The sequence below is a fragment of the Clostridium sp. TF11-13AC genome (assembly GCF_003481065.1).
In the GTDB taxonomy this organism is placed as follows: Bacteria; Bacillota; Clostridia; order Lachnospirales; family Lachnospiraceae; genus Otoolea; species Otoolea fessa.
The window spans coordinates 814,877-836,646 of the sequence record NZ_QUKJ01000001.1 but is presented as its reverse complement, the minus strand read 5'-3'; the positions used below and the strand labels follow the sequence as shown (position 1 = coordinate 836,646).

General features: G+C 50.3%; 19 protein-coding genes. 18 read left to right on the top strand and 1 reads right to left on the bottom strand.

The genetic code is table 11. From position 1 onward, the window contains the following. The first annotated feature begins 118 nt into the window (after positions 1-118). The 11 genes from DXD12_RS03790 to DXD12_RS03740 all read left to right on the top strand — a co-directional run bounded on the left by DXD12_RS03790 (position 119) and on the right by DXD12_RS03740 (position 14,401). On the top strand, positions 119-1,120 hold the full coding sequence (locus DXD12_RS03790; protein ID WP_118481757.1) for a hypothetical protein: 1,002 nt from the start codon (positions 119-121) through the stop codon (positions 1,118-1,120). Positions 1,121-1,529: 409 nt separating this feature from the next. After that, a complete protein-coding gene (locus tag DXD12_RS03785) occupies positions 1,530-2,882 on the top strand; it encodes an SLC13 family permease (protein ID WP_118637445.1) in 1,353 nt (450 codons plus the stop codon). 12 nt (positions 2,883-2,894) lie between these two features. Further along, positions 2,895-3,509, top strand: a complete 615-nt coding sequence (locus DXD12_RS03780; protein ID WP_118637443.1) for a cytidylate kinase-like family protein — start codon at positions 2,895-2,897, stop codon at positions 3,507-3,509. Positions 3,510-3,835: 326 nt separating this feature from the next. After that, the gene (locus DXD12_RS03775; RefSeq protein ID WP_118637441.1) at positions 3,836-4,702 is read left to right on the top strand and encodes a patatin family protein; all 867 of its coding nucleotides are present in this window, start codon (positions 3,836-3,838) and stop codon (positions 4,700-4,702) included. A gap of 176 nt (positions 4,703-4,878) precedes the next feature. Further along, positions 4,879-5,868, top strand: a complete 990-nt coding sequence (gene plsX / locus DXD12_RS03770; RefSeq protein WP_106999768.1) for a phosphate acyltransferase PlsX — start codon at positions 4,879-4,881, stop codon at positions 5,866-5,868. A gap of 101 nt (positions 5,869-5,969) precedes the next feature. Next, positions 5,970-6,200: an acyl carrier protein gene (gene acpP / locus DXD12_RS03765; RefSeq protein WP_106999769.1), complete on the top strand. Its 231-nt coding sequence runs from the start codon at positions 5,970-5,972 to the stop codon at positions 6,198-6,200. Positions 6,201-6,385: 185 nt separating this feature from the next. Next, positions 6,386-7,078 (top strand): ribonuclease III, encoded by a 693-nt coding sequence (rnc, locus tag DXD12_RS03760; RefSeq protein WP_107000387.1) that lies wholly within the window; start codon positions 6,386-6,388, stop codon positions 7,076-7,078. A gap of 2 nt (positions 7,079-7,080) precedes the next feature. Next, positions 7,081-10,662, top strand: coding sequence for a chromosome segregation protein SMC (gene smc / locus DXD12_RS03755; RefSeq protein ID WP_118637439.1), 3,582 nt, complete (start codon positions 7,081-7,083; stop codon positions 10,660-10,662). 40 nt (positions 10,663-10,702) lie between these two features. Continuing rightward, positions 10,703-11,653: a signal recognition particle-docking protein FtsY gene (gene ftsY / locus DXD12_RS03750; RefSeq protein WP_117795274.1), complete on the top strand. Its 951-nt coding sequence runs from the start codon at positions 10,703-10,705 to the stop codon at positions 11,651-11,653. A gap of 168 nt (positions 11,654-11,821) precedes the next feature. After that, entirely contained in the window at positions 11,822-13,099 is a 1,278-nt protein-coding gene (gene ilvA, locus DXD12_RS03745; RefSeq protein WP_022360456.1) for a threonine ammonia-lyase, read from the top strand. Between the two features lie 48 nt (positions 13,100-13,147). Next, positions 13,148-14,401, top strand: coding sequence for a chloride channel protein (locus DXD12_RS03740; RefSeq protein ID WP_117795276.1), 1,254 nt, complete (start codon positions 13,148-13,150; stop codon positions 14,399-14,401). 128 nt (positions 14,402-14,529) lie between these two features. On the opposite strand, the gene DXD12_RS03735 is transcribed toward DXD12_RS03740, so the two are convergent. Then, positions 14,530-14,823 carry a helix-turn-helix transcriptional regulator gene (locus tag DXD12_RS03735; RefSeq protein ID WP_022360458.1) on the bottom strand — a complete coding sequence of 98 codons (294 nt, stop codon included), beginning with the start codon at positions 14,821-14,823 and terminating at the stop codon, positions 14,530-14,532. A 528-nt stretch (positions 14,824-15,351) separates the two neighbouring features. Between DXD12_RS03735 and pyrH the strand changes: the two genes are divergently transcribed. From pyrH to ispG, 7 genes are all read left to right on the top strand, one after another. Then, entirely contained in the window at positions 15,352-16,053 is a 702-nt protein-coding gene (pyrH, locus tag DXD12_RS03730) for a UMP kinase (protein WP_106999774.1), read from the top strand. 13 nt (positions 16,054-16,066) lie between these two features. Then, a complete protein-coding gene (frr, locus tag DXD12_RS03725; protein ID WP_022360460.1) occupies positions 16,067-16,621 on the top strand; it encodes a ribosome recycling factor in 555 nt (184 codons plus the stop codon). Between the two features lie 125 nt (positions 16,622-16,746). Beyond that, positions 16,747-17,472 carry an isoprenyl transferase gene (locus DXD12_RS03720; protein WP_117795278.1) on the top strand — a complete coding sequence of 242 codons (726 nt, stop codon included), beginning with the start codon at positions 16,747-16,749 and terminating at the stop codon, positions 17,470-17,472. 12 nt (positions 17,473-17,484) lie between these two features. Beyond that, the gene (locus tag DXD12_RS03715; RefSeq protein ID WP_106999776.1) at positions 17,485-18,285 is read left to right on the top strand and encodes a phosphatidate cytidylyltransferase; all 801 of its coding nucleotides are present in this window, start codon (positions 17,485-17,487) and stop codon (positions 18,283-18,285) included. Positions 18,286-18,327: 42 nt separating this feature from the next. Further along, the gene (locus DXD12_RS03710; protein WP_022360463.1) at positions 18,328-19,470 is read left to right on the top strand and encodes a 1-deoxy-D-xylulose-5-phosphate reductoisomerase; all 1,143 of its coding nucleotides are present in this window, start codon (positions 18,328-18,330) and stop codon (positions 19,468-19,470) included. Between the two features lies 1 nt (position 19,471). Further along, positions 19,472-20,599, top strand: a complete 1,128-nt coding sequence (rseP, locus tag DXD12_RS03705) for an RIP metalloprotease RseP (protein ID WP_118637437.1) — start codon at positions 19,472-19,474, stop codon at positions 20,597-20,599. Between the two features lie 90 nt (positions 20,600-20,689). Further along, positions 20,690-21,766, top strand: coding sequence for a flavodoxin-dependent (E)-4-hydroxy-3-methylbut-2-enyl-diphosphate synthase (ispG, locus tag DXD12_RS03700; protein WP_117795284.1), 1,077 nt, complete (start codon positions 20,690-20,692; stop codon positions 21,764-21,766). The last annotated feature ends 4 nt before the right edge of the window (positions 21,767-21,770 follow it).

The following is a 21,770-nucleotide window of genomic DNA, read 5'->3' as shown; positions in this document are numbered from 1 at the left end:
ATGTAGATGGCGGTGTTGTATGCAAAAAGGTGTACAATACCGCTATTTTTTGTTAATATAGAGAAGAAGGAAAAAAGAGGGATAATGTTTATAAAAATCACGTTAGGAGGTTTTACATATGAAAAAGGGAAAATATTTACTTTTGACCGTCACAGCCGCCGCGCTTCTGGCGGCGATCCCATTTCAGGCATTTGCGTCGAGGGATACGGAGAACCGCAGCCCGGTTGGCTCGATCGGCTTAAATGTTTCGTCCTCGATCCATGTCGGTGATGAGAGTTCAGATGTGGATGTTTCGCTCGATTTCGGTGACTGCGATATTTCCAATGTTGATGTGATCAATGAGCCGTCCGGCAAATGGGTGGACAAGGATAAGCCAAAGCTGGAGGTTACTCTGGAGGCGGACGATGATTATTATTTTAAATCCGGTTATGCGAAAAAGAATGTAACCCTGAGCGGTGACAGTGCGACGGTTACTTCTATCAAGCGCAAGGGCGATGAGGAACTCCGGGTCGTGATCACCCTGAAAGCTTTAAAAGGAACCTCCAGTGATTACAGCCTGGATGTAGATGAGGCAGAGTGGGATCAGATGGATGGCGTTGCAGAGTGGAACGGCAGTGAGGATGCGAAATACTATGAGCTGCGCGTTTACCGGGATGAGAAATTTTTAAGTACGGTAAAACCGGGAAAAGAAACGAAATACAATCTTGGACGTTATCTTACGCAGGCGGGAACCTACACGTTTGATGTGCGCGCGGTTTACAGCGATTCACGGCACGGCGAATGGCAGACATCGGATTCCTTCACAATCACGGCGGAGCAGGCGCAGGAAATTCAGAAGACGCTTGTCTTCAAGGAAGCAGGCAGCGGTCCGGCAGCCGGTGCGTGGGAACAGGATGCGCTTGGCTATAAATACCGCAATTCCGATGGAAGCTATGTGACCAATAACTGGCAGCAGATCGGCGGTGTGTGGTATTTCTTCGATGAAAATGCATATTGCAAGACGAATACCTGGGTGTTCTGGAATGGAAAATGGTATTATCTGGATGTAAACGGCGCGATGTTAGTTAATACGACGACGCCGGACGGCAAGCAGGTCGGGGAAGATGGGGCGCTTCTGTAAAATTTTTAAGAAACAATTTTGATGAAAATCCGTCAGGGAAGATGGAGACAGAATTGTAAAATAGATGTGAGAAGAGGCAGATTGCACGGAATATGCGGTCTGTCTCTTTTACATTTAAAAACAGAGAAAAATAAAGAGAATATTTGCAAACAGAACGATGGGTAGAATGAAAACACATACATGAAAAGAGTGCTGAAGAACAAGCTGCCAGTTATTTCTGATGAAATAAAAAAAATAACAAAAAGTATACTTGCATATTGTGAAATAAGTAGTAAGATAGAGATGGTATCTCATGACTGCCTATTTTTTAACAATCTAGGGGAAGAGGCGGTCTGAGAAGAGACTGCAAGGGGTTCTAAGCCAGTATGGAGGATGGCAGAAAAAGGACTGACAAAGGAGGGGCACAAAGATGGCAGCACAAATTTTGGCTGTGATTATTTTTATTGTAATGTTTGGACTTATCATCTGGGATCACATTGAGAGGCATATCGTATCGCTCGGATGCGGGCTTCTGACGCTGGTGCTGGTGTTTGGCGTCTGTATGCACAGTGAGGCGGCAGCGGCGGAGACACTGAGCCTGCAGAGCTTCATGGTTCCGAACTTCTGGTTTCAGACCGAGGCGGCGGCAGAGTCCTCGAGCGGCATCAACTGGGCGACGATTCTTTTTATTGCCGGTATGATGCTGATGGTGGAGGGCATGGAGCGCGCGGGATTTTTCCGGTGGCTGTGCCTGACAATCGCCAAGGCGGTACATTATAAGACGATCCCGATTTTTATTTCATTTATGCTGATGTCGGCGTTTCTGGCGATGTTTATCGACAGTATTACCGTTATTCTTTTTTTGGCAGCGGTCACGGTAGAGCTGGCGCATCTTCTGCATTTTGATCCGATTCCGATGATCATTTCAGAGATCTTCTGTTCGAATCTGGGCGGCTCTGCGACGATGTGCGGCGATCCGCCGAATATCATCATCGGAACCTCGCTCGGATATTCATTTAAAGATTTTATTTTAAATACAGGTATGATGGCGGGTGTTTCGCTGATTTTTATCGTGCTGTTTTTCTATTTTTCCTTTAGGAAAGAATTAAAGGCGAGTGAAAGGCATGACGAAGCGGTTACATATCCATCCCCACAGGAGGCGATCGCGGATCGGAAACGGTTTGTGGTCAGCGTGGTGATCTTTGCGGCGGCGATCGTGATGCTGGTGACGCATGCACAGACGGGACTGACAGTTGCGACGATCGGCGTATTTATCGGTGCTTTTTCGCTGCTGGCATCCGGCGGTGAGGCGCTCAGCATGATTAAGAAGCTTGATTATAAGACGCTGCTATTCTTCATTGGTCTTTTTGTCGTGGTTGGCGGCATGGAGCAGACGGGCGTCCTAAATTCTTTAGCAGGGATCATTGACGCAGTCAGTGGAAATAATGTAAAATGGGTAGTAGCGATTGTGCTGTGGCTGTCGGCGCTTGCGAGTGCATTTGTGGACAATATCCCATTTGCGGCGACGATGATCCCGGTTATCCGGAGCCTGGCGCAGGCAGGCGGCATGGATCTCTCGGTTCTGGCGTGGGCGCTTTCGATGGGTACGGATATTGGCGGCTGCGGAACTCCGATCGGAGCCTCGGCAAATGTAGTTGGTATCTCAGTGGCAGCGAAAAACGGACATTTTATCGGCTGGGGGAAATATTGCCGGTATGCAGCTCCGGCGACGGTGCTGGTAATCCTGATTTCCATGGTTTGTATATATGTGAGATACTTTTAAGGGGGCTTTTATATGGAGGAGAGGAAAAACAGAGTGATTATCTCGGTCAGCAGACAGTTTGGCAGCGGCGGACACAAGATAGCGGAAGCGCTGGCAGAGCATTTTGAACTTCCGATTTATGATCATAGGATGCTGGACAGTATTGCCAAGGAAAAGGGTGTGGATCCGCGTGTGCTGGAAAAATACGACGAGAAGCCGCTAAACCGTTTTCTGGCGCGCAATGTCAGCGGATTTTCAAGCTCTCTGGAGAACAATCTGGCGCAGATGCAGTTCAGTTACCTGAAAGACAAGGCCGATTCGGGGGAATCGTTTGTGGTAGTTGGACGGTGTGCGGAGACGGTTTTAAAGGAATATGACGGACTGATCACGATCTTTGTGCTGGGCGATGAGGGAACACGGGTGAAGAGAATCGAGCAGCTGCACGGACTTTCAGAGGACGAGGCGAAACGTCTGGTAAAGACGAAGGACTGGCGGCGGAAATCCTACCACAACTGTTACAGCCGCGGACGCTGGGGAGATTCCAGAAATTATGACCTTTCGATCAACAGCAGCCGGCTGGGAATTGAGGGAACGACGAAGATGCTGGAGGAGTATGTGCAGGCGCGGATGGACGCGATGCAGAAATAAAATAATAGGGATATCGAAGAAAAAGAGAAAGGGGAACGTGTGCATAGGCGGCGCACGTCCCCCTTTCCCTTTTTCTGCCGAGGTGTTATACTGTTATTGTTCCCGGGTGGGCACTTTTGGAACCGAAAGTGCCGTAAGAAAACGTGGTGGCAGTAGGAATTTGCCGTATTTAAATGCGAAGCCACGGCAAATTCCGTTACTGGGCACGTATGCGTGAACAGTAACGTTATACTAAAAAATATGGAATTAGATAGAAAAATCGTATTTGCTATCTGTTCGATCTTGTTTTATAGTATATAAGATATTTAATAGGAGTTTGATGATATATGACAGAGTTAAAAAAAGAAAAAAAGACCGGTCTCGTTCTGGAGGGCGGCGGGATGCGCGGTATTTACACAGCGGGCGTCCTGGATGTGTTTTTGGATCATGATATTTCATTTGACGGCGTGATCGGCGTCTCGGCGGGGGCAGTGCATGGGGCTTCGTTTGTGTCGGGGCAGAAGGAGCGGAGCATCCGTTATTATAAAAAATACTGCAATGACAAGCGTTTTATGAGCTTTAAAAACTGGCTGCGGACGGGAAATCTGGTGGACGAGCAGTTCTGCTTCCATGATATACCGGAACGGCTGGATCCGTATGATTACGAGGCATTTGACCGGGGAAATACACGGTTTTATGTGGCATGCAGCAATGTGGAGACAGGGAAAGCAGAGTATCTGGAGATTAAAGATATGTTTAAAGATGTCGAATATTTCCGTGCGACGGCATCCCTTCCGTATGTGTCCCATATGGTCGAGGTTGGTGGAATGAAGCTTCTGGACGGCGGCTGCACGGACAGCATTCCGTTGCATGCGTTCGCTAAGATGGGGTATAAAAAATGCGTCGTTGTGCTGACCCGTCCGGCGGGCTACCGCAAGAAACCGGGCAATTTCTGGCTGCCGGAGGCGGCATATCACAAATATCCGGCGTTCGTGAGGGCGCTTCGCAGCCGCTATTATTTCTATAATAAGACGGTGGAATGGATCGATCGCCTCGAACAAGAGGGAAAAATTTTTGTTATCCGTCCGAGCGTGGCGCTTCCAATCGGCAGAACCGAACATAGTGTTGAAAAATTGCAGGAGACGTATGATATCGGCAGGAAGGATGCTGCCAATCAGATGCATGCAATGGAAAATTGGTTCAAATCTTATTGATTTATAGATTGATCTCTAGTATAGTAAAGATTGATGTAATGTGGCTGTGGACAATAAAAAGCGGGACAGCTGCAGCGTGACGATGAAAGAGCGATTCGTTCGGACCACATATGCCGCAGTGGCGGAAGACAGGTTTGGTATGTGTATCGTTATAAATTATAGAAGGAGAACACGCAATGGTTAAGATAGCAGTAGATGCCATGGGGGGCGACAACGCACCGGGTGAGATCGTGGCAGGTGCCGTGATGGCAGCCCAGTCGAGGGAAGATATTCAGATTTTCCTGATCGGCAAGGAAGAAGTCGTATCAGAAGAATTAAAAAAGCATACATATAAGAAAGAACAGATCGAGGTTGTCAATGCGACTGAGGTCATCGAGACGGAGGAACCGCCGGTCAATGCGATCCGCACGAAGAAAGATTCGTCTATCGTGGTCGGCATGAATATGGTCCGCAGGGGTGAGGCGGATGCATTTTGTTCCGCGGGCAGTTCCGGCGCGATTCTGGTCGGCGGACAGGTGATCGTCGGCAGAATCAAGGGCGTTGAACGTCCGCCACTGGCTCCATTGATTCCGACAGAAAAGGGCGTATCCCTGCTGATCGACTGCGGCGCCAATGTCGATGCAAGACCGTCCCATCTGGTACAGTTTGCAAAGATGGGCTCCATCTACATGGAACACGTGGTTGGCATCAAGAATCCGCGTGTGGCGATCGTCAACATCGGTGCGGAGGAAGAGAAGGGCAATGCGCTGGTGAAAGAGACATTCCCGCTCTTAAAAGAATGTAAGGACATCAATTTCATTGGCAGCATCGAGGCACGCGAGATTCCGCACGGCGGCGCGGATGTCATCGTTTCTGAGGCATTTGTCGGAAATGTCATCCTGAAACTCTATGAAGGTGTTGGTGCAACCCTGATTTCCATGGTAAAACAGGGCATGATGACGAGCCTGCGCTCAAAGATCGGCGCATTGCTTGTAAAACCGGCGTTGAAGACGACGCTCAAAGCATTCGATGCGAGCCAGTACGGCGGCGCACCGCTTCTGGGATTGAAGGGGCTGGTTGTCAAGACGCACGGAAATTCCAAGCGCATCGAGGTGTGCAATTCGATTCTTCAGTGTGTGACCTTTAAAGAGCAGGCGATTAATGAAAAGATCAAGGAAAGTCTGTGAAACTTTCGTGAAATTATAAAATGTAGCGAAAAAACGATATGTTTTTAATCAATCTAGAATTCTAAATATTTTAAAATAAGTTCATAGAAAGGAAGAAAATTATGGAATTTGAAAAATTACAGAACATTATCGCGGAGGTACTGAATGTTGAAGCAGATGAAATTACGTTAAATACGACGTTTGTGGATGATCTGGGCGCTGATTCGCTGGATATTTTTCAGATTATCATGGGAATCGAGGAGGCGTTTGATATCGAAATTCCGACTGAGGAGGCAGAAAAGATTGTATCTGTGGGCGATGCAGTAGAGCAGATCAAGAACGCACTGAACTAATTCAATGTTTGTTAAAAAGTTATAGAGAAGTCTGTCAGGCAAAGGGGCTGGGCGGGCTGCCGAAGGGCAGGATCGCGACAGCTCCTTTCCAAAAGGAACGGATGTTTGACTCTGGCTCACAGACACAAATAGCAATGATTGCCGGAATCAGTCAGCAGCAGGACAGGCTGGAAAGAGAGAAATATATGGAGTATACATTAAATAAATTGGAAAAACGGATTGGCTATTCGTTTCAGGACAAGAAGCTTCTGGAACACGCGATGATACACAGTTCGTACGCCAATGAGCACCATCTTGGAAAACTGGGATGCAACGAGCGTCTTGAATTTTTAGGCGACGCGGTGCTGGAAGTGGTATCGAGTGATTTTCTGTTCCGCACGTTTCCGGAGATGCCGGAGGGCGATATGACAAAGACACGTGCGAGTCTGGTCTGCGAGCCGACGCTTGCATTCTGCGCACAGGAGATCGATCTGGGTGGATTTTTGCTGCTTGGAAAAGGCGAGGATGCGACCGGCGGACGGGGGCGCGATTCGGTGGTGTCGGATGCGATGGAGGCACTGATCGGTGCGATTTATCTGGACGGTGGTTTTGCTAATGCAAAAGAGTTTATTCATCGATTTATTCTCAACGATATGGAACACAAAAAGCTCTTTTATGATAGCAAGACTATCTTGCAGGAGATTGTGCAGGGACACACAGACGAGACACTTACATACGTTCTTCTGAAAGAAGAAGGACCGGATCACAACAAGAGCTTCGAAGTGTCCGCGATGCTGGACGGTCAGGAGATCGGCCGCGGCATCGGACGGACGAAAAAATCAGCGGAACAGCGTGCGGCGTACCGTGGGATCCTCACTATCAGAAAACCGCAGGAGTAGGTATGTATTTAAAGAGTATTGAAATACAGGGTTTTAAGTCATTTGCCAATAAAATTCTGTTTGAGTTCCACAACGGAATCACGGGCATCGTCGGACCGAACGGCAGCGGCAAGAGCAATGTCGCCGATGCAGTGCGCTGGGTGCTCGGTGAGCAGAGAAGCAGGCAGCTGCGCGGCGGCACGATGCAGGACGTTATTTTTGCTGGTACGGAGCTTCGAAAACCGCAGGGATTTGCCTACGTGGCGATCACACTGGATAATGCCGATCACAAACTTCCGATTGAGTACGACGAAGTCACGGTTTCAAGACGTCTTTACCGTTCTGGTGAGAGTGAATATAAGATTAATGGAACGAGCTGCCGTCTAAAAGATATCAACGAGCTCTTTTACGATACGGGTATCGGTAAAGAGGGATATTCCATCATCGGACAGGGGCAGATTGATCAGATTTTAAGCGGGCGGCCGGAGGAACGGCGCGAGCTGTTTGACGAGGCGGCTGGAATCGTGAAATTCAAGCGGCGCAAGGCGATCGCACAGAAGAAGCTGGAAGATGAAAAACAGAACCTGATCCGCGTGACGGATATTTTGTCCGAGCTGGAAAAACAGGTAGGACCGTTGGAACGGCAGTCGGAGGAGGCGAAGGAGTATCTGCGTCTGCGGGAAGAGCTGCGCTGCCTGGACGCCAACCTGTTTTTGGCAGAATCGGAGGAATTGAAGCGCCAGATCCGGGAAGTGGAGCAGAAGGAGATGATTCTGACCGGCGATCAGGAGAGTGTGCGGGCGGAATCGGAGACACTGAAATCGGAGTACGAATTGCTCGGAACCGAGCTGGATGCGCTGGATGCGGCGATTGCCGCGGATCGTGAGGCGTGCAGCCGGGAAGACCTGGAACGCCAGGAGAAGACCGGACGGATCGGAGTTCTCAGAGAGCAGATCCGGACGGAGCAGATGAACGAAGAACATATCCGCAGCCGGATGGCGTCGATCGACGGCGAAATGCATCAGAAAGAGGAAGAACAGGCGGAATATGAGTCTGAAAAACAGGCACTAAATGCATCGGTGCAGACAATCGAGGCAAAACAGCAGGAAGCGGAGGCAGCAGTCCGTTCGATGGACGAGGCGGTCAGCCGGACGGAAACCTTGATCGAGAAGGCAAAAGCCGAGATCATGGACGCTCTGAACCAGAAAGCGGAACTTGCCGCCCGCCGTCAGCGCTATGAGACGATGCTGGAGCAGGCGGATGTGCGCCGGGCGGAAGTGACGCAGAAGCTTTTGAAATTCAAGAGCGATGAGTCGGTTCAGGAAGAGCAGAAAAAAGAAGAAGAAGCCAAATTAGGGAAGGTGCGGGAATGTCTGGAAGCGTTTTCGGCGCAGGAAAAAGAGCTGCAGGAGCAGACGCGCACGGAGGAAGAACAGGAACGCCGCCTGAACCAGAAACTTTCGAGCCTTCAGCAGGATTACCACACGAGCCGGACGAGGCTGGAATCAATGCGGAATCTGGCGGAGCGCTACGAGGGCTACGGCGGCAGTATCCGCCGCGTGATGGAAGTCAGGAACTGCGTTCCGGGTATTCATGGCGTTGTGGCGGATTTGATCAGCACGACGAAGAAATATGAGACGGCGATCGAGACGGCACTTGGCGGCAGCATCCAGAACATTGTGACGGATTCCGAGGAGACGGCGAAACGCCTGATTGAACATCTGAAAAAGAACCGGTATGGCCGTGCGACGTTTCTGCCGCTGACCAGCATGGAACGCCGCCAGAGTTTTGGACAGCCGGGGGCGCTGAAAGAAATGGGTGTTCTTGGACTGGCAAGCGAACTGGTCTCTGCGGATGAGAAATACAGCGGGCTGGTATCCTATCTGCTGGGACGCGTGGTCGTGGTGGATCAGATCGATCATGCGATTGCGCTGGCAAAGAAATACCGGTATTCTCTCCGGATCGTGACGCTGGACGGCGAGCTTTTAAGCCCTGGCGGTTCGATGACCGGTGGTGCATTCAAGAACAGCAGCAATCTGCTGGGACGACGCCGTGAGATCGAAGAACTGGAAGCTGCCTGCAAAAAGGCATTGGAACAGGTGGAAGCGGTACAGAAGGAGCTGGCAGAGACAGGGCGCAGGCTGACGGAAGCGAAGAGAACACTGGCATCCGTCCAGGAGAGGCGCCAGCAGATGCAGATCCAGCAGAATACGTTGGAACTGACGATCGGCCAGTTAGAGGCGAGACGGCAGGAGATTGCAGATTCCTCGCAGGATCTGTCTTCAGAAAATCAGGAACTCGAACTGCAGGTAGGTGATCTGCGCGGGGCGCTGCGGGAGCTGCAGACCGAAGAGACGAAGCTTGAAACGCTAAGTAATGAGAAGAACCAGTACGTGGAAGAGCAGCAGACAGGTCTTGAGGCGGCGAAAAAGCAGCGTGGGGAAGCGGCGGCAGCCCTTTCGGAGATACAGCTTGGGCATTCCCAGGCGGAGCAGAAGGGCGCGTTTATCGAGGAAAATCTGCGCCGTGTATTGCAGGAGCAGGAACGTCTCCGGGCAGAGAAAGAGAAACTTTCCGGCGGTCACGCGGACAGCAGCGAGACGATCGCTGCCAGAGAGCGAGAGATTGCAGCGCTGGAAGCCGAGATACAGGCGTCCGGGGACAAGCGGACGCAGATGGAACTGGTAATCCAGAACAAGCAGCGTGAGAAGGAAGAAAAGGCGGGGCGGCAGAAAACTTTCTTTGATAAAAAGGAAGAGCTGAACGAACGTCTCCAGCTTTTAGACCGCGAGAACTTCCGTCTCCAGAATCAGAGAGAACGCCTGAATGAGCGCCTGGAGTCGCAGGTCGATTATATGTGGAGTGAGTATGAGCTTACGTATTCGCGCGCGGAAGAGCTGCGGAAGGAAGAGCTGACCTCGATTCCAGAAATGAAGCGGTCGATCAATGAGAAAAAGATGGAGATCCGCGCCCTTGGGAATGTCAATGTCAACGCGATCGAGGACTACAAGGAGATATCCGGCCGCTACGAATTTATGAAAAACCAGCATGAAGATCTGGTAGCGGCACAGGCGGCGCTGGAAAAAATTATCGAGGAGCTCGATGAAGGAATGCGGCGTCAGTTCCGGGAAAAATTTGGTGAGATCCGCCGCGAGTTTGATAAAGTATTTAAGGAATTATTTGGAGGCGGAACGGGTACGCTGGAGCTGTCGCAGGAAGAAGATATTCTGGAGGCAGGCATCCAGATTATTTCACAGCCGCCGGGCAAAAAACTGCAGAATATGATGCAGCTCTCCGGTGGGGAGAAAGCATTGACGGCGATCGCACTGCTTTTTGCAATTCAGAACTTAAAACCGTCGCCATTCTGCCTGCTTGATGAGATTGAGGCGGCACTCGACGATTCCAACGTAGACCGGTTTGCCGGGTACCTGCATAAGCTGACGCGCTACACGCAGTTTATCGTCATCACCCACCGAAGAGGCACGATGGTGTCGGCAGACCGCCTGTACGGTATCACGATGCAGGAAAAAGGTGTGTCCACGCTGGTATCGGTCAGCCTGATCGAGGCGCAGATGGAGCGGGAAGAGGAAAAAGCAGAATTATAATTGCAAAAAAGAGTTCAGAAATAGAAAAGGAGGCGCAGCCATGGGAGATAAGAAAAAGGGTTTTTTCAGCCGTCTGGTAGAAGGGCTGACGAAAACGAGAGATTCCATTGTAGGCGGAATTGATTCCGTATTCAGCGGTTTTTCCGCGATCGATGATGATTTCTATGAGGAGATCGAAGAGACGCTTATCATGGGCGATCTAGGTATCCAGACGACGATGGCGATCGTCGAGGATCTCCGGAAAAAGGTAAAAGAAAACCACATCAAGGATCCGGCAGAGTGCAAGGATCTTCTGATTGCCAGCATCAAGGAACAGATGGATCTGGGCGAAAATGCCTACGAATTTGAAAACCGCAAGTCGGTTGTGCTGGTGATCGGCGTCAACGGCGTCGGGAAGACGACCTCGGTCGGCAAGCTGGCGGGTCAGTTAAAGGATCAGGGCAAGAAGGTCATTCTGGCGGCGGCGGATACATTCCGTGCGGCAGCGATTGAGCAGCTGACGGAGTGGGCAGGACGCGCGGGCGTTGAGCTGATCGCCCAGCAGGAAGGTTCTGATCCGGCAGCTGTTATCTACGATGCGATCGCGGCGGCAAAATCAAGAAATGCCGATGTGCTGATCTGCGACACGGCAGGTCGTCTGCACAACAAGAAAAACCTGATGGAAGAGTTAAAGAAGATCAACCGGATCATCGACAAAGAATATCCGGACGCCTACCGTGAGACATTGGTTGTCCTTGACGGAACGACCGGTCAGAACGCTCTTGCACAGGCAAAACAGTTTATGGAGGTGGCGGATATCACCGGCATCATCCTGACGAAGCTGGATGGCACGGCAAAGGGCGGTATCGCGGTTGCGATTCAGTCCGAGCTTGGTATTCCGGTTAAATACGTCGGAATCGGCGAGAAGATCGACGATTTACAGAAATTCGATGCGAATGATTTCGTCAATGCACTGTTTAAGAGAAATGAAGCATTGACAGAGAATGAATAAAGCTCTAAAAATAGCTGAGCATGCCACGGCTGAAACTGGTTTGGCGGAGAACAAATCTGCTTAAGCCGTAGATTCAGATAAACAGGACACACCCGGCAGACTGTCTGGTCAGAGAACCGACAAAAGCAGGGCGCATTCTGAGAAATACGGATAAATGGAGGAAAGACAATGAGTGAGACAATAAAGGAAGAGACAGCAGAGGCAGTACAGGCTGAGCCGCAGGGACTGACACTGGAGAAATTCGAAGAAGCAACCGAGGTTGTCAGCAAGGTTATTTCCGAGACAAAACTGGTTTACAGTGAATATTTTTCGAATTTGACCGGCAATAAAGTATATTTAAAACCGGAAAATATGCAGTATACAGGTGCTTACAAGGTAAGAGGTGCATTTTATAAGATCAGCACCCTGAGCGATGAGGAGAAACAGCGCGGTCTGATCACCGCATCGGCTGGAAACCATGCACAGGGCGTTGCATACGCGGCAAAACTGGCTGGCTGCAAGGCAACGGTTGTTATGCCGACGACCACGCCGCTCATGAAGGTAAACCGTACCAGAAGCTATGGCGCAGAGGTGGTTCTTCACGGCGATGTATTCGATGAGGCGCTGGCATATGCAAATGAGCTGGCAGCGGAGCACGGATATACCTTTATCCATCCGTTCAACGATCTGGACGTAGCCACCGGTCAGGGAACCATCGCGATGGAGATCATCAAAGAGCTTCCGACCGTTGATTATATTCTGGTTCCGATTGGCGGCGGCGGACTCTGTACCGGTGTTGCAACGCTGGCAAAACTGCTGAATCCGAAGATCAAAGTGATCGGTGTAGAACCGGCAGGCGCAAATTGTATGCAGGAATCCCTGAAAGAAGGAAAAGTAGTGACTCTCCCGAGCGTCAACACAATCGCGGATGGTACTGCCGTTAAACGCCCGGGCGATCTGCTGTTCCCGTACATCCAGATCAATGTGGATGATATCATCACCATCGAGGATTCCGAGCTGATCGTGGCATTCCTTGATATGGTAGAAAACCACAAGATGATCGTTGAGAACTCCGGTCTTCTGACTGTGGCGGCTCTGAAACACCTGAATGTGAAGAAGAAAAAAGTCGTATCCATCCTGAGCGGCGGCAACATGGATGTGATCACAATGGCATCCATCGTACAGCATGGTCTGATCCAGAGAGACCGCGTATTTACTGTATCGGTACTGCTGCCGGATAAGCCAGGCGAACTTGCAAAAGTCGCAACCCTGATGGCAGAAGAACAGGGCAATGTCATCAAATTGGAGCATAACCAGTTTGTCAGCATCAACCGCAACGCAGCAGTGGAGCTGCGGATCACCGTTGAGGCGTTTGGTACGGATCACAAGAATAAGATAGTGGAAGCGCTCAAGGAAGCAGGCTACCGTCCGAAGCTGGTAAAATCCAAAAATATCTATGATGTCTAAGGTGGAAATGAAAAGCAGTGTAGATAGAGCAGACAGGGGAGAATTGAAATGAAGCGGGAGAAATATGAGCCGGTGTTAAAAAATATTTCCTATTTTATAAAATGGGCGGAAGGCGCGATTGTGATTGGAATTGTGAGCGGCTGCATCGGCACGGCATTTGGAAAATGCGTCCTATGGGTGTCAGCATTCTTTCAGAGCCACCCGTGGATGGTCTTTCTGCTGCCGCTCACCGGTCTTCTGGTTCTGGGTGTTTATCATGTGCTGGGAGAGGATAATAACCGGGGCACAAATATGGTGATTGAATCGATCTATTCGAATACAGAGATCAGTTTTGCGACTGCCCCGGCAGTCTTTGCAGGAACGCTTCTGACGCATTTGGGCGGCGGTTCTGCCGGACGCGAGGGCGCGGCGTTGCAGATGGGAGGAAGCATCGGAACCCAGATCGGAAAATGGCTGAAATTTGATGAGAAAGATAAGAAGATTGCGGTCATGTGCGGCATGAGCGGTGTATTTGCCGCCTTGTTTGGCACACCGATGGCGGCGGCGATCTTTTCAATGGAGGTTATCAGCATCGGCGTTATGTACTATGCAGCGCTGGTTCCGTGTGTCTTTTCTGCCTTTACGGCGGCGGCGCTGGCGAGGTTCTGGGGACTGATGCCGGAGCGGTTTGCGATTGGTGCGGTTCCGACGTGGAGTATTGAAACAGCGATCGTGGCTGTCGGTCTGGCGGCTGGCTGCGCGCTGGTGTCGGAGCTTTTCTGCATCACGCTTCACACAACGGAACATCTCTACAAAAAATATCTTCCATCGCCGGTCTGGCGGATTCTATCCGGCGCGGCGATTGTGATTGTTTTGACGCTTCTGACCGGTTCGACCCGCTACAACGGAAGCGGCGTCTCCCTGATTGAAAAATGTTTCGAGGGCGAGGGACTTCCATGGGATTTCCTGATGAAAATTCTCTTTACGACGGTTACGCTGGAGGCAGGCTTCAAGGGAGGCGAGATCGTGCCGACCCTGACGATCGGCGCGGCGTTTGGCAGTTTCTTTGCATTTCTCTTTGGACAGCCAGTCGGTCTTATGACCGCCTGCGGTATGCTGGGACTCTTCGTGGGAGTCACAAACTGCCCGATCTCAACGCTTCTGCTGGGCTTTGAGCTTTTTGGCTATGAGGCGATGCCGTTTTTCGTGCTGGTGATTGCAGTCAGCTTTAGTTTCTCTGGTTATTACAGCCTGTATGCGAGTCAGAAATTTATCTACTCGAAGACGAGGACGGAGTTTATTAACCGGAAGACGAATAAATAGGTGGAAAATGCTCACCATAATTTTGATTTTTTACTTTTGAATACCACAAAAAGGGTTCCAATTTATCTTTGGAACCCTAAAATGTCATGCTTTAAAGAAATTCATGAATCTACGTGCTCTATCATGATTTATTCATGAAAATCCTGCGGTTTCTCATCACGGAAATCGAGCAGGGCGCGCGGTGCAACCTGCAGAACACCTGCAATATCAAAGAGACTCTCTAAGGAAAGACTCGTTTTCATGTTCGGTGCCTCGATGTTAGATATATGAGTCCGGCTTAAATCGGTCGCCTCTGCTAAAGCCATCTGGCTCATGCCGCGGAGTTTGCGGTAATAAGCGATGTTGAGACCTATCTGACGGTAATATTTTTCATAACGGTTTGTCTGCTGCTTGTTAATTTGTTTTTGATCGATTGCTGTCATATTTTTCAAGTGCCTCCCCGATCCGAAAGAATCATGCGTTATTGTTATTTCAGAGATAATAAATAATTACAACTGATATAACTATTGTAGCTGGAAATTGATTTTTATCAAACAATATAATGATTCAAATTTGCAATGTTATAAAATGCATATCCAATAAAACAATGCACATACATGGATTGCACCTAGGAAGGCTGTTAAATAATGCACAGAAAAAGATTGCAGAGGATAAGTGCAGATAAATAATGAGAAGCTGGGGGCAGAATGAGAGCGGCGGGAAAAGGTGAAATAGAAAAAGAAGTAAAACGGGCACTAAAATTTGGAAAAAAATGAAAAACAGGGCGAAGAATCCGTATACAGAAAGGCGTTTGGGGAAAATGATGAAAGGATGCACAGGATTTACGAAAATTCTATCGCACATTCGGTTTTTTTGTGGTAGAATATCTTTGATAAGGTGACGCGGCTTTTTACGGTCATCACAGATAAAATGTACATCAGAACGTACATATAGACAGGGAGAACCGAATTATGGAATTAAAGCGGGTATTACTGAAGCTGAGCGGAGAAGCGCTGGCAGGCGACAAGAAAACCGGGTTTGATGAAGCGACGGTCAAGGAAGTAGCCAGACAGGTTAAGACGGCGGTCGATGACGGAATCGAAGTAGGTATCGTGATCGGCGGCGGAAACTTCTGGAGAGGCCGCCAGAGCAATGCAATCGATCGGACCAAGGCGGATCAGATCGGAATGCTGGCAACGGTCATGAACTGTATTTACGTGTCGGAGATCTTCCGGAGCGAAGGCATGATGACACAGATTCTGACACCATTTGAGTGCGGCTCCATGACGAAGCTGTTTTCAAAGGACAGAGCCAATAAATATTTCTCAAAGGGTATGGTTGTATTTTTTGCAGGCGGTACAGGTCATCCGTATTTCTCAACTGATACCGGTGTAGCGCTGCGTGCAATTGAGATGGATGCAGACTGCATTCTTCTGGCTAAGGCGATCGACGGCGTCTATGACAGCGATCCGAAGATCAACCCGGATGCAAAGAAGTATGATACGATCACGATTCAGGAGGTGATCGACAAGCAGCTGGCGGTCGTAGACCTCACAGCTTCCATCATGTGTATGGAAAATCACGTTCCGATGGCAGTATTCAGCCTGAATGAAAAAGACGGAATTGTAAATGCAATGCGCGGAAAAATTAACGGTACAGTGGTTACCGCATAACTAGGAGGATTTTATGCAGGAGAGATTAAAAGTTTACGAAGAGAAGATGAATAAGTCCTATGACGCACTGCTGAATGAGTATACATCCATTCGTGCTGGACGTGCGAACCCGCATGTACTGGACAAAATCAAAGTAGATTACTACGGCGCACCGACCCCGTTACAGCAGGTGGCAAATATCTCTGTACCGGAGCCGCGTATGATTCTGATCCAGCCGTGGGAGAAGAAGCTCATTAAGGACATCGAGAAAGCGATCCTGACTTCCGATCTGGGTATCAACCCGAACAACGATGGAAGTGCAGTACGCCTGATTTTCCCGGAGCTTACTGAGGAACGCCGTAAGGATCTGGCAAAGGATGTTAAGAAAAAGGGCGAGGGCGCGAAGGTTGCAGTCCGCAATATCCGCCGTGATGCAAACGACCTGTTAAAGAAGCTGGAAAAAGGCGGCGAGATCACCGAGGACGAGCTGGCAGATGGCGAGGATCAGATCCAGAAGCTGACTGACAAGATGATCGCAAAGGTTGATAAAGCAGTAGAAGAAAAAACAGCTGAGATCATGACTGTATAAAAATACAATAGAGTTTAAATGTAAAAATCAGGCTGCCTCAAGCAGGGCTGGCCGGCATTGCAGATGCGGATGGCCGGCTGGTCCTGTTTTCTGGCTATTAAGGGAATATTATGGAGGAAAACTGGATGGAAAGGGACATCGAAAACCTGGTAATTCCGCAGCATGTCGCCCTCATTCTGGATGGCAACGGCAGATGGGCGAAGAAGAGAGGTCTTCCGAGAACCGTAGGTCATAAACAGGGGTGTGTGACGGTTGAACAGACGGTTGAGGATGCAGCGAGACTGGGAATCCGTTATCTGACGGTATATGGTTTTTCAACGGAAAACTGGAAGCGTTCTGCTGAAGAAGTAGGGGCGCTGATGCAGCTCTTCCGTTTTTATCTGAAACGGCTTTTAAAGATTGCCAAGAAAAATAATGTAAGAGTCAAAATGATCGGCGACCGCACGCGATTTGACAGCGATATCATCGAGGGCATCAACCGCCTGGAAGACGAGACGGCGGCAAACACGGGCATGACCTTTGTGATCGCAGTCAACTACGGCGGCAGAGATGAGATCACGCGCGCGGTGCGCCATATGATGATGGACTGTCAGGACGGAAAGCTGGTGCCGGAGAACGTGACAGAGCAGACCGTTGCGTCCTATTTAGATACGGCGGGCATCCCGGATCCGGATCTTCTGATCCGCACCAGCGGCGAGATCCGCCTGTCCAATTATCTGCTGTGGCAGCTTGCCTACAGTGAGATTTATATCACGGACTGCCTGTGGCCGGATTTCAACCGCGACGAGCTTATAAAGGCAATTGAGCAGTTCAATCAAAGAGACAGACGCTTTGGCGGAGTCAAGGCATAAGGAGGAGTTGCCATGTTCAGAACGAGGCTGATAAGCGGGATTGTGCTTGTAGCACTCGCGATTTTACTGGTTACAAAGGGCGGTGTCCTTCTGTACTGTGTGACCGCCGCGATCTCCCTGATCGGTATGTTTGAGCTTTACCGGGTTATGGGGATTGAGAAAAAAGCTCCGGGCATCGCCGGATATCTGGCGTGTCTGGGATATTATGGGCTGGTGTGGTTTGAAGGGCAGCATTATGTGACGTTGCTTGCGATCGCAGCCCTGATGGTGCTGATGAGCATTTACGTGTTCACGTTTCCGAAATATGGGACCGAGCAGATTACAGTAGCATTTTTCGGCATTTTTTATCTGGGAATTATGCTTTCCTACCTGTATCAGGTGCGGGCAATGGCGGACGGAAAATACCTTGTCTGGCTGATCTTTTTAAGCTCCTGGGGCTGTGACACCTGCGCATACTGCGCGGGAATGCTCCTTGGAAAACACCGTCTAGCACCGGTTTTAAGCCCGAAAAAATCGATCGAGGGCGCCGTCGGCGGTGTGGTCGGATCGGCTCTGTTAGGCTGCATTTATGCGTATTTCTTCGGTGCGAAGATGGACGAGGTCAGCAATCCGATGGTGGCATGCGCGGTGGCGTGTGCGATTGCGGCGGTCATTTCCCAGATCGGGGATCTGGCGGCGTCGGCGATCAAGCGGAACCACAATGTCAAGGATTACGGAAACCTGATTCCGGGACACGGCGGCGTGCTGGATCGGTTCGACAGCATGATTTTTACGGCACCGGCGATTTATTTTGCACTGACGTTTTTACGATAAAACGGAAGCATGTATGAAAATACAGAAACAGGAGAATAAGAAATGAAAAAAATTGCGATACTTGGATCAACCGGATCGATCGGAACACAGACATTGGAAGTGGTCCGGGCGAATAAAGATATAGAAGTAACGGCTCTGGCGGCTGGCAGCAATATTGATCTTCTGGAGAAACAGATCCGGGAGTTTTCTCCGAAGATCGCGGCGGTCTGGAACGAGGAAAAAGCAAAAGAACTGAAAGACCGTGTGCGCGATCTGGATATCCGTGTCGAGAGCGGCATGGATGGACTTCTCGCAGTGGCAACGGAGCTGGGTGCGGAGATTGTGGTGACAGCGGTAGTCGGAATGATCGGTATCCGCCCGACGATCGCAGCGATGAATGCTGGAAAAGATATTGCACTTGCAAACAAAGAGACCCTGGTAACGGCCGGGCATATCATTATGTCGCTGGCAAAGGAGAAGCATGTCCGCATTCTGCCGGTGGACAGCGAGCACAGCGCGATTTTCCAGAGTTTGAACGGTGAGACGGGAAATAAGATCCACAAGATTCTCCTGACAGCGTCCGGCGGACCGTTCCGCGGATGGACGAGAGAGCAGATGAAGGGTGTGCAGGTCGAAGATGCGCTGAAACATCCGAACTGGACGATGGGGCGCAAGATCACGATCGACAGTTCCACGATGGTAAACAAAGGTCTGGAAGTTATGGAGGCAAGATGGCTCTTTGGCGTGGAGATGGATCAGGTGCAGGTGGTTGTGCAGCCGCAGAGTGTGATTCATTCAATGGTAGAATACGAGGACGGCGCGGTGATAGCGCAGCTCGGCACGCCGGATATGAAGCTTCCGATCCAGTATGCGCTGTATTATCCGGAACGCCGCTTCCTGGCGGGCGATCGGCTGGATTTTGCAAAGCTGGCACAGATTACCTTTGAAGCACCGGATTTTGAGAATTTCCATGGACTTTCCCTGGCATACAAAGCCGGACGGCGCGGCGGCACGCTTCCGACCGTGTTCAACGCGGCAAATGAGCGGGCAGTCCAGAAATTCCTCGATCGCGAGATCGGATATCTGACCATCACTGATATGATTGAGGCGGCGATGGAACACCATACCGTGAAAGAGAATCCGACGGTCGAAGAGATTCTGGCAGCAGAACAGGAAACCTATGATTTTATAGAGAGCAGGTGGTAGATTGGTAAGTTTGCTGGCGGCACTGATTGTATTCAGTCTGATCGTGCTGTTTCACGAATTTGGACATTTTTTATTGGCAAAACGGGGCGGAATCTGCGTCGTTGAGTTTTCGCTCGGCATGGGTCCTAGACTTTTCAGTTTTGTGAAAGGCGGGACGCGGTACTCGCTGAAGCTGCTTCCGTTTGGCGGTTCTTGTATGATGCTGGGGGAAGATGAAGGGTATGATGCGCCGGGTGAGACGGAAAAAGGGAGTTCCTGCGATCAGAACCAGAGTCTGACAGATGGAAAAACGGATCGGCTCCTGCTGCCTCCGGGCGCAACGGGGACTTATTTTAATGCGGTTTCTGCCTGGACACGTTTTAAAGTCGTGGTGGCAGGACCTGTATTCAACTTCATTCTGGCATGGTTTTGCGCCTTTTTCGTGATTAGCTGTGTGGGATTTGATGCGGCGTCGGTTGTCAGTGTTGAGGACGGCTATCCGGCACAGGAGGCGGGGCTGCAGGCGGGCGATACGATCGAGCGCTTAAATGGCACACGCACCTATCTGTACCGCGATGTGCAGACGTATCTGCAGTTTCATCCGGGAAAGAGTGTCACGGTGGAGTATGTGCGGGATGGGAAATCCTACACGACGCAGATGGTTCCGCACTATTCTGAGGAAGCGGGACGCTATCTTATTGGAATCAGCGGTGGTGTTTACCAGAAACCGGCGTCCGTGATTCAGACGGCGCAGTATAGCTTCTATGAAGTGCGCTATTGGATCCGTGTGACGTTCAGCAGCCTTGGCATGATTCTGAAGCGGCAGGTCAGCTCGAACGATATCGCGGGTCCGGTGCGGATTGTGTCGATGATCGGCACGACGGTCAAGGAGAGCCAGAGCTACGGACTTATGATTGTGCTTGTCAATCTGGCCAATATGTGTATTCTGCTCAGCGCCAATCTGGGTGTCATGAATCTGCTTCCGATTCCGGCGCTGGACGGCGGACGGCTTGTATTTATCATTCTGGAGATGCTGCGCGGCAAGCCGGTTGATCCGGAAAAAGAGGGCATGGTCCATATGGCGGGCATGGCGGCGTTGATGACGCTGATGTTATTTGTATTGTTTAATGATATTAGAAATTTATTGTAATGATAATTCATTTGATTCAAAGGCATGAAAGATTCGCTCGAAAAAGGCCGGAAATTTTGTGTCGGAGAAGAACGGTTTGGGAGGAACGATATGGGATACCGGGACGAGACGAAAGTGGTGCAGATTGGAAAACGACAGATCGGCGGCGGCAATCCGATTCTGATCCAGTCGATGTGTAATACGAAAACAGAGGATGTGAAGGCGACCGTCGAGCAGATTCTGGCGCTGGAGCACGCGGGCTGCGATATTATCCGTGTGGCAGTGCCGACAATGGAGGCGGCTGCTGCCCTGACGGAGATTAAACGCCAGATACATATTCCATTGGTGGCGGATATTCATTTTGACTATCGTCTCGCGATCGCGGCGATCGAGTGCGGCGCGGACAAAATCCGTATCAATCCGGGAAATATCGGTTCCAGAGAGCGGATCCAGGCGGTGGTTGACAAGGCAAAAGAGTATGGCGTGCCGATTCGTGTCGGCGTCAACAGCGGTTCTTTGGAAAAGCCATTGGTAGAGAAATATGGCGGCGTGACAGCGGAAGGACTCGTTGAGAGTGCGCTGGATAAGGTTGCCCTGATTGAGCAGATGGGTTATGACAATCTGGTTATCAGCATCAAATCTTCGGATGTTATGATGTGTGTAAAAGCACATGAACTAATTGCAAAAAAGACTCATTATCCGCTGCATGTCGGCATCACAGAGGCGGGAACGGTGATTGCGGGCAATATCAAGTCAGCGGTCGGTCTGGGACTGATTTTGAGTCAGGGAATCGGTGATACGATCCGCGTGTCCCTGACAGGCAGCCCGCTGGAGGAGATCAAGTCGGCAAAGCTGATTTTGAAGACGCTGGGACTTCGTCGGGGTGGCGTGGAAGTTGTTTCATGTCCGACCTGCGGACGCACGCAGATCGACCTCATCGGTCTGGCAAACCAGGTGGAGACGCTGGTACAGGGATATCCGCTGGATATCAAGGTTGCCGTCATGGGCTGCGTGGTCAACGGACCGGGCGAGGCGAAGGAAGCCGATCTCGGTGTAGCCGGCGGTATCGGCGAAGGACTTCTGATACGCAAGGGCGAGATTGTGAAAAAACTGCCGGAGAGTGAACTTTTACCGGCGCTCAAAGCGGAGCTTGACCGGATGGTGGAAGAGAAAAAAGCAAAGGAATGATAGA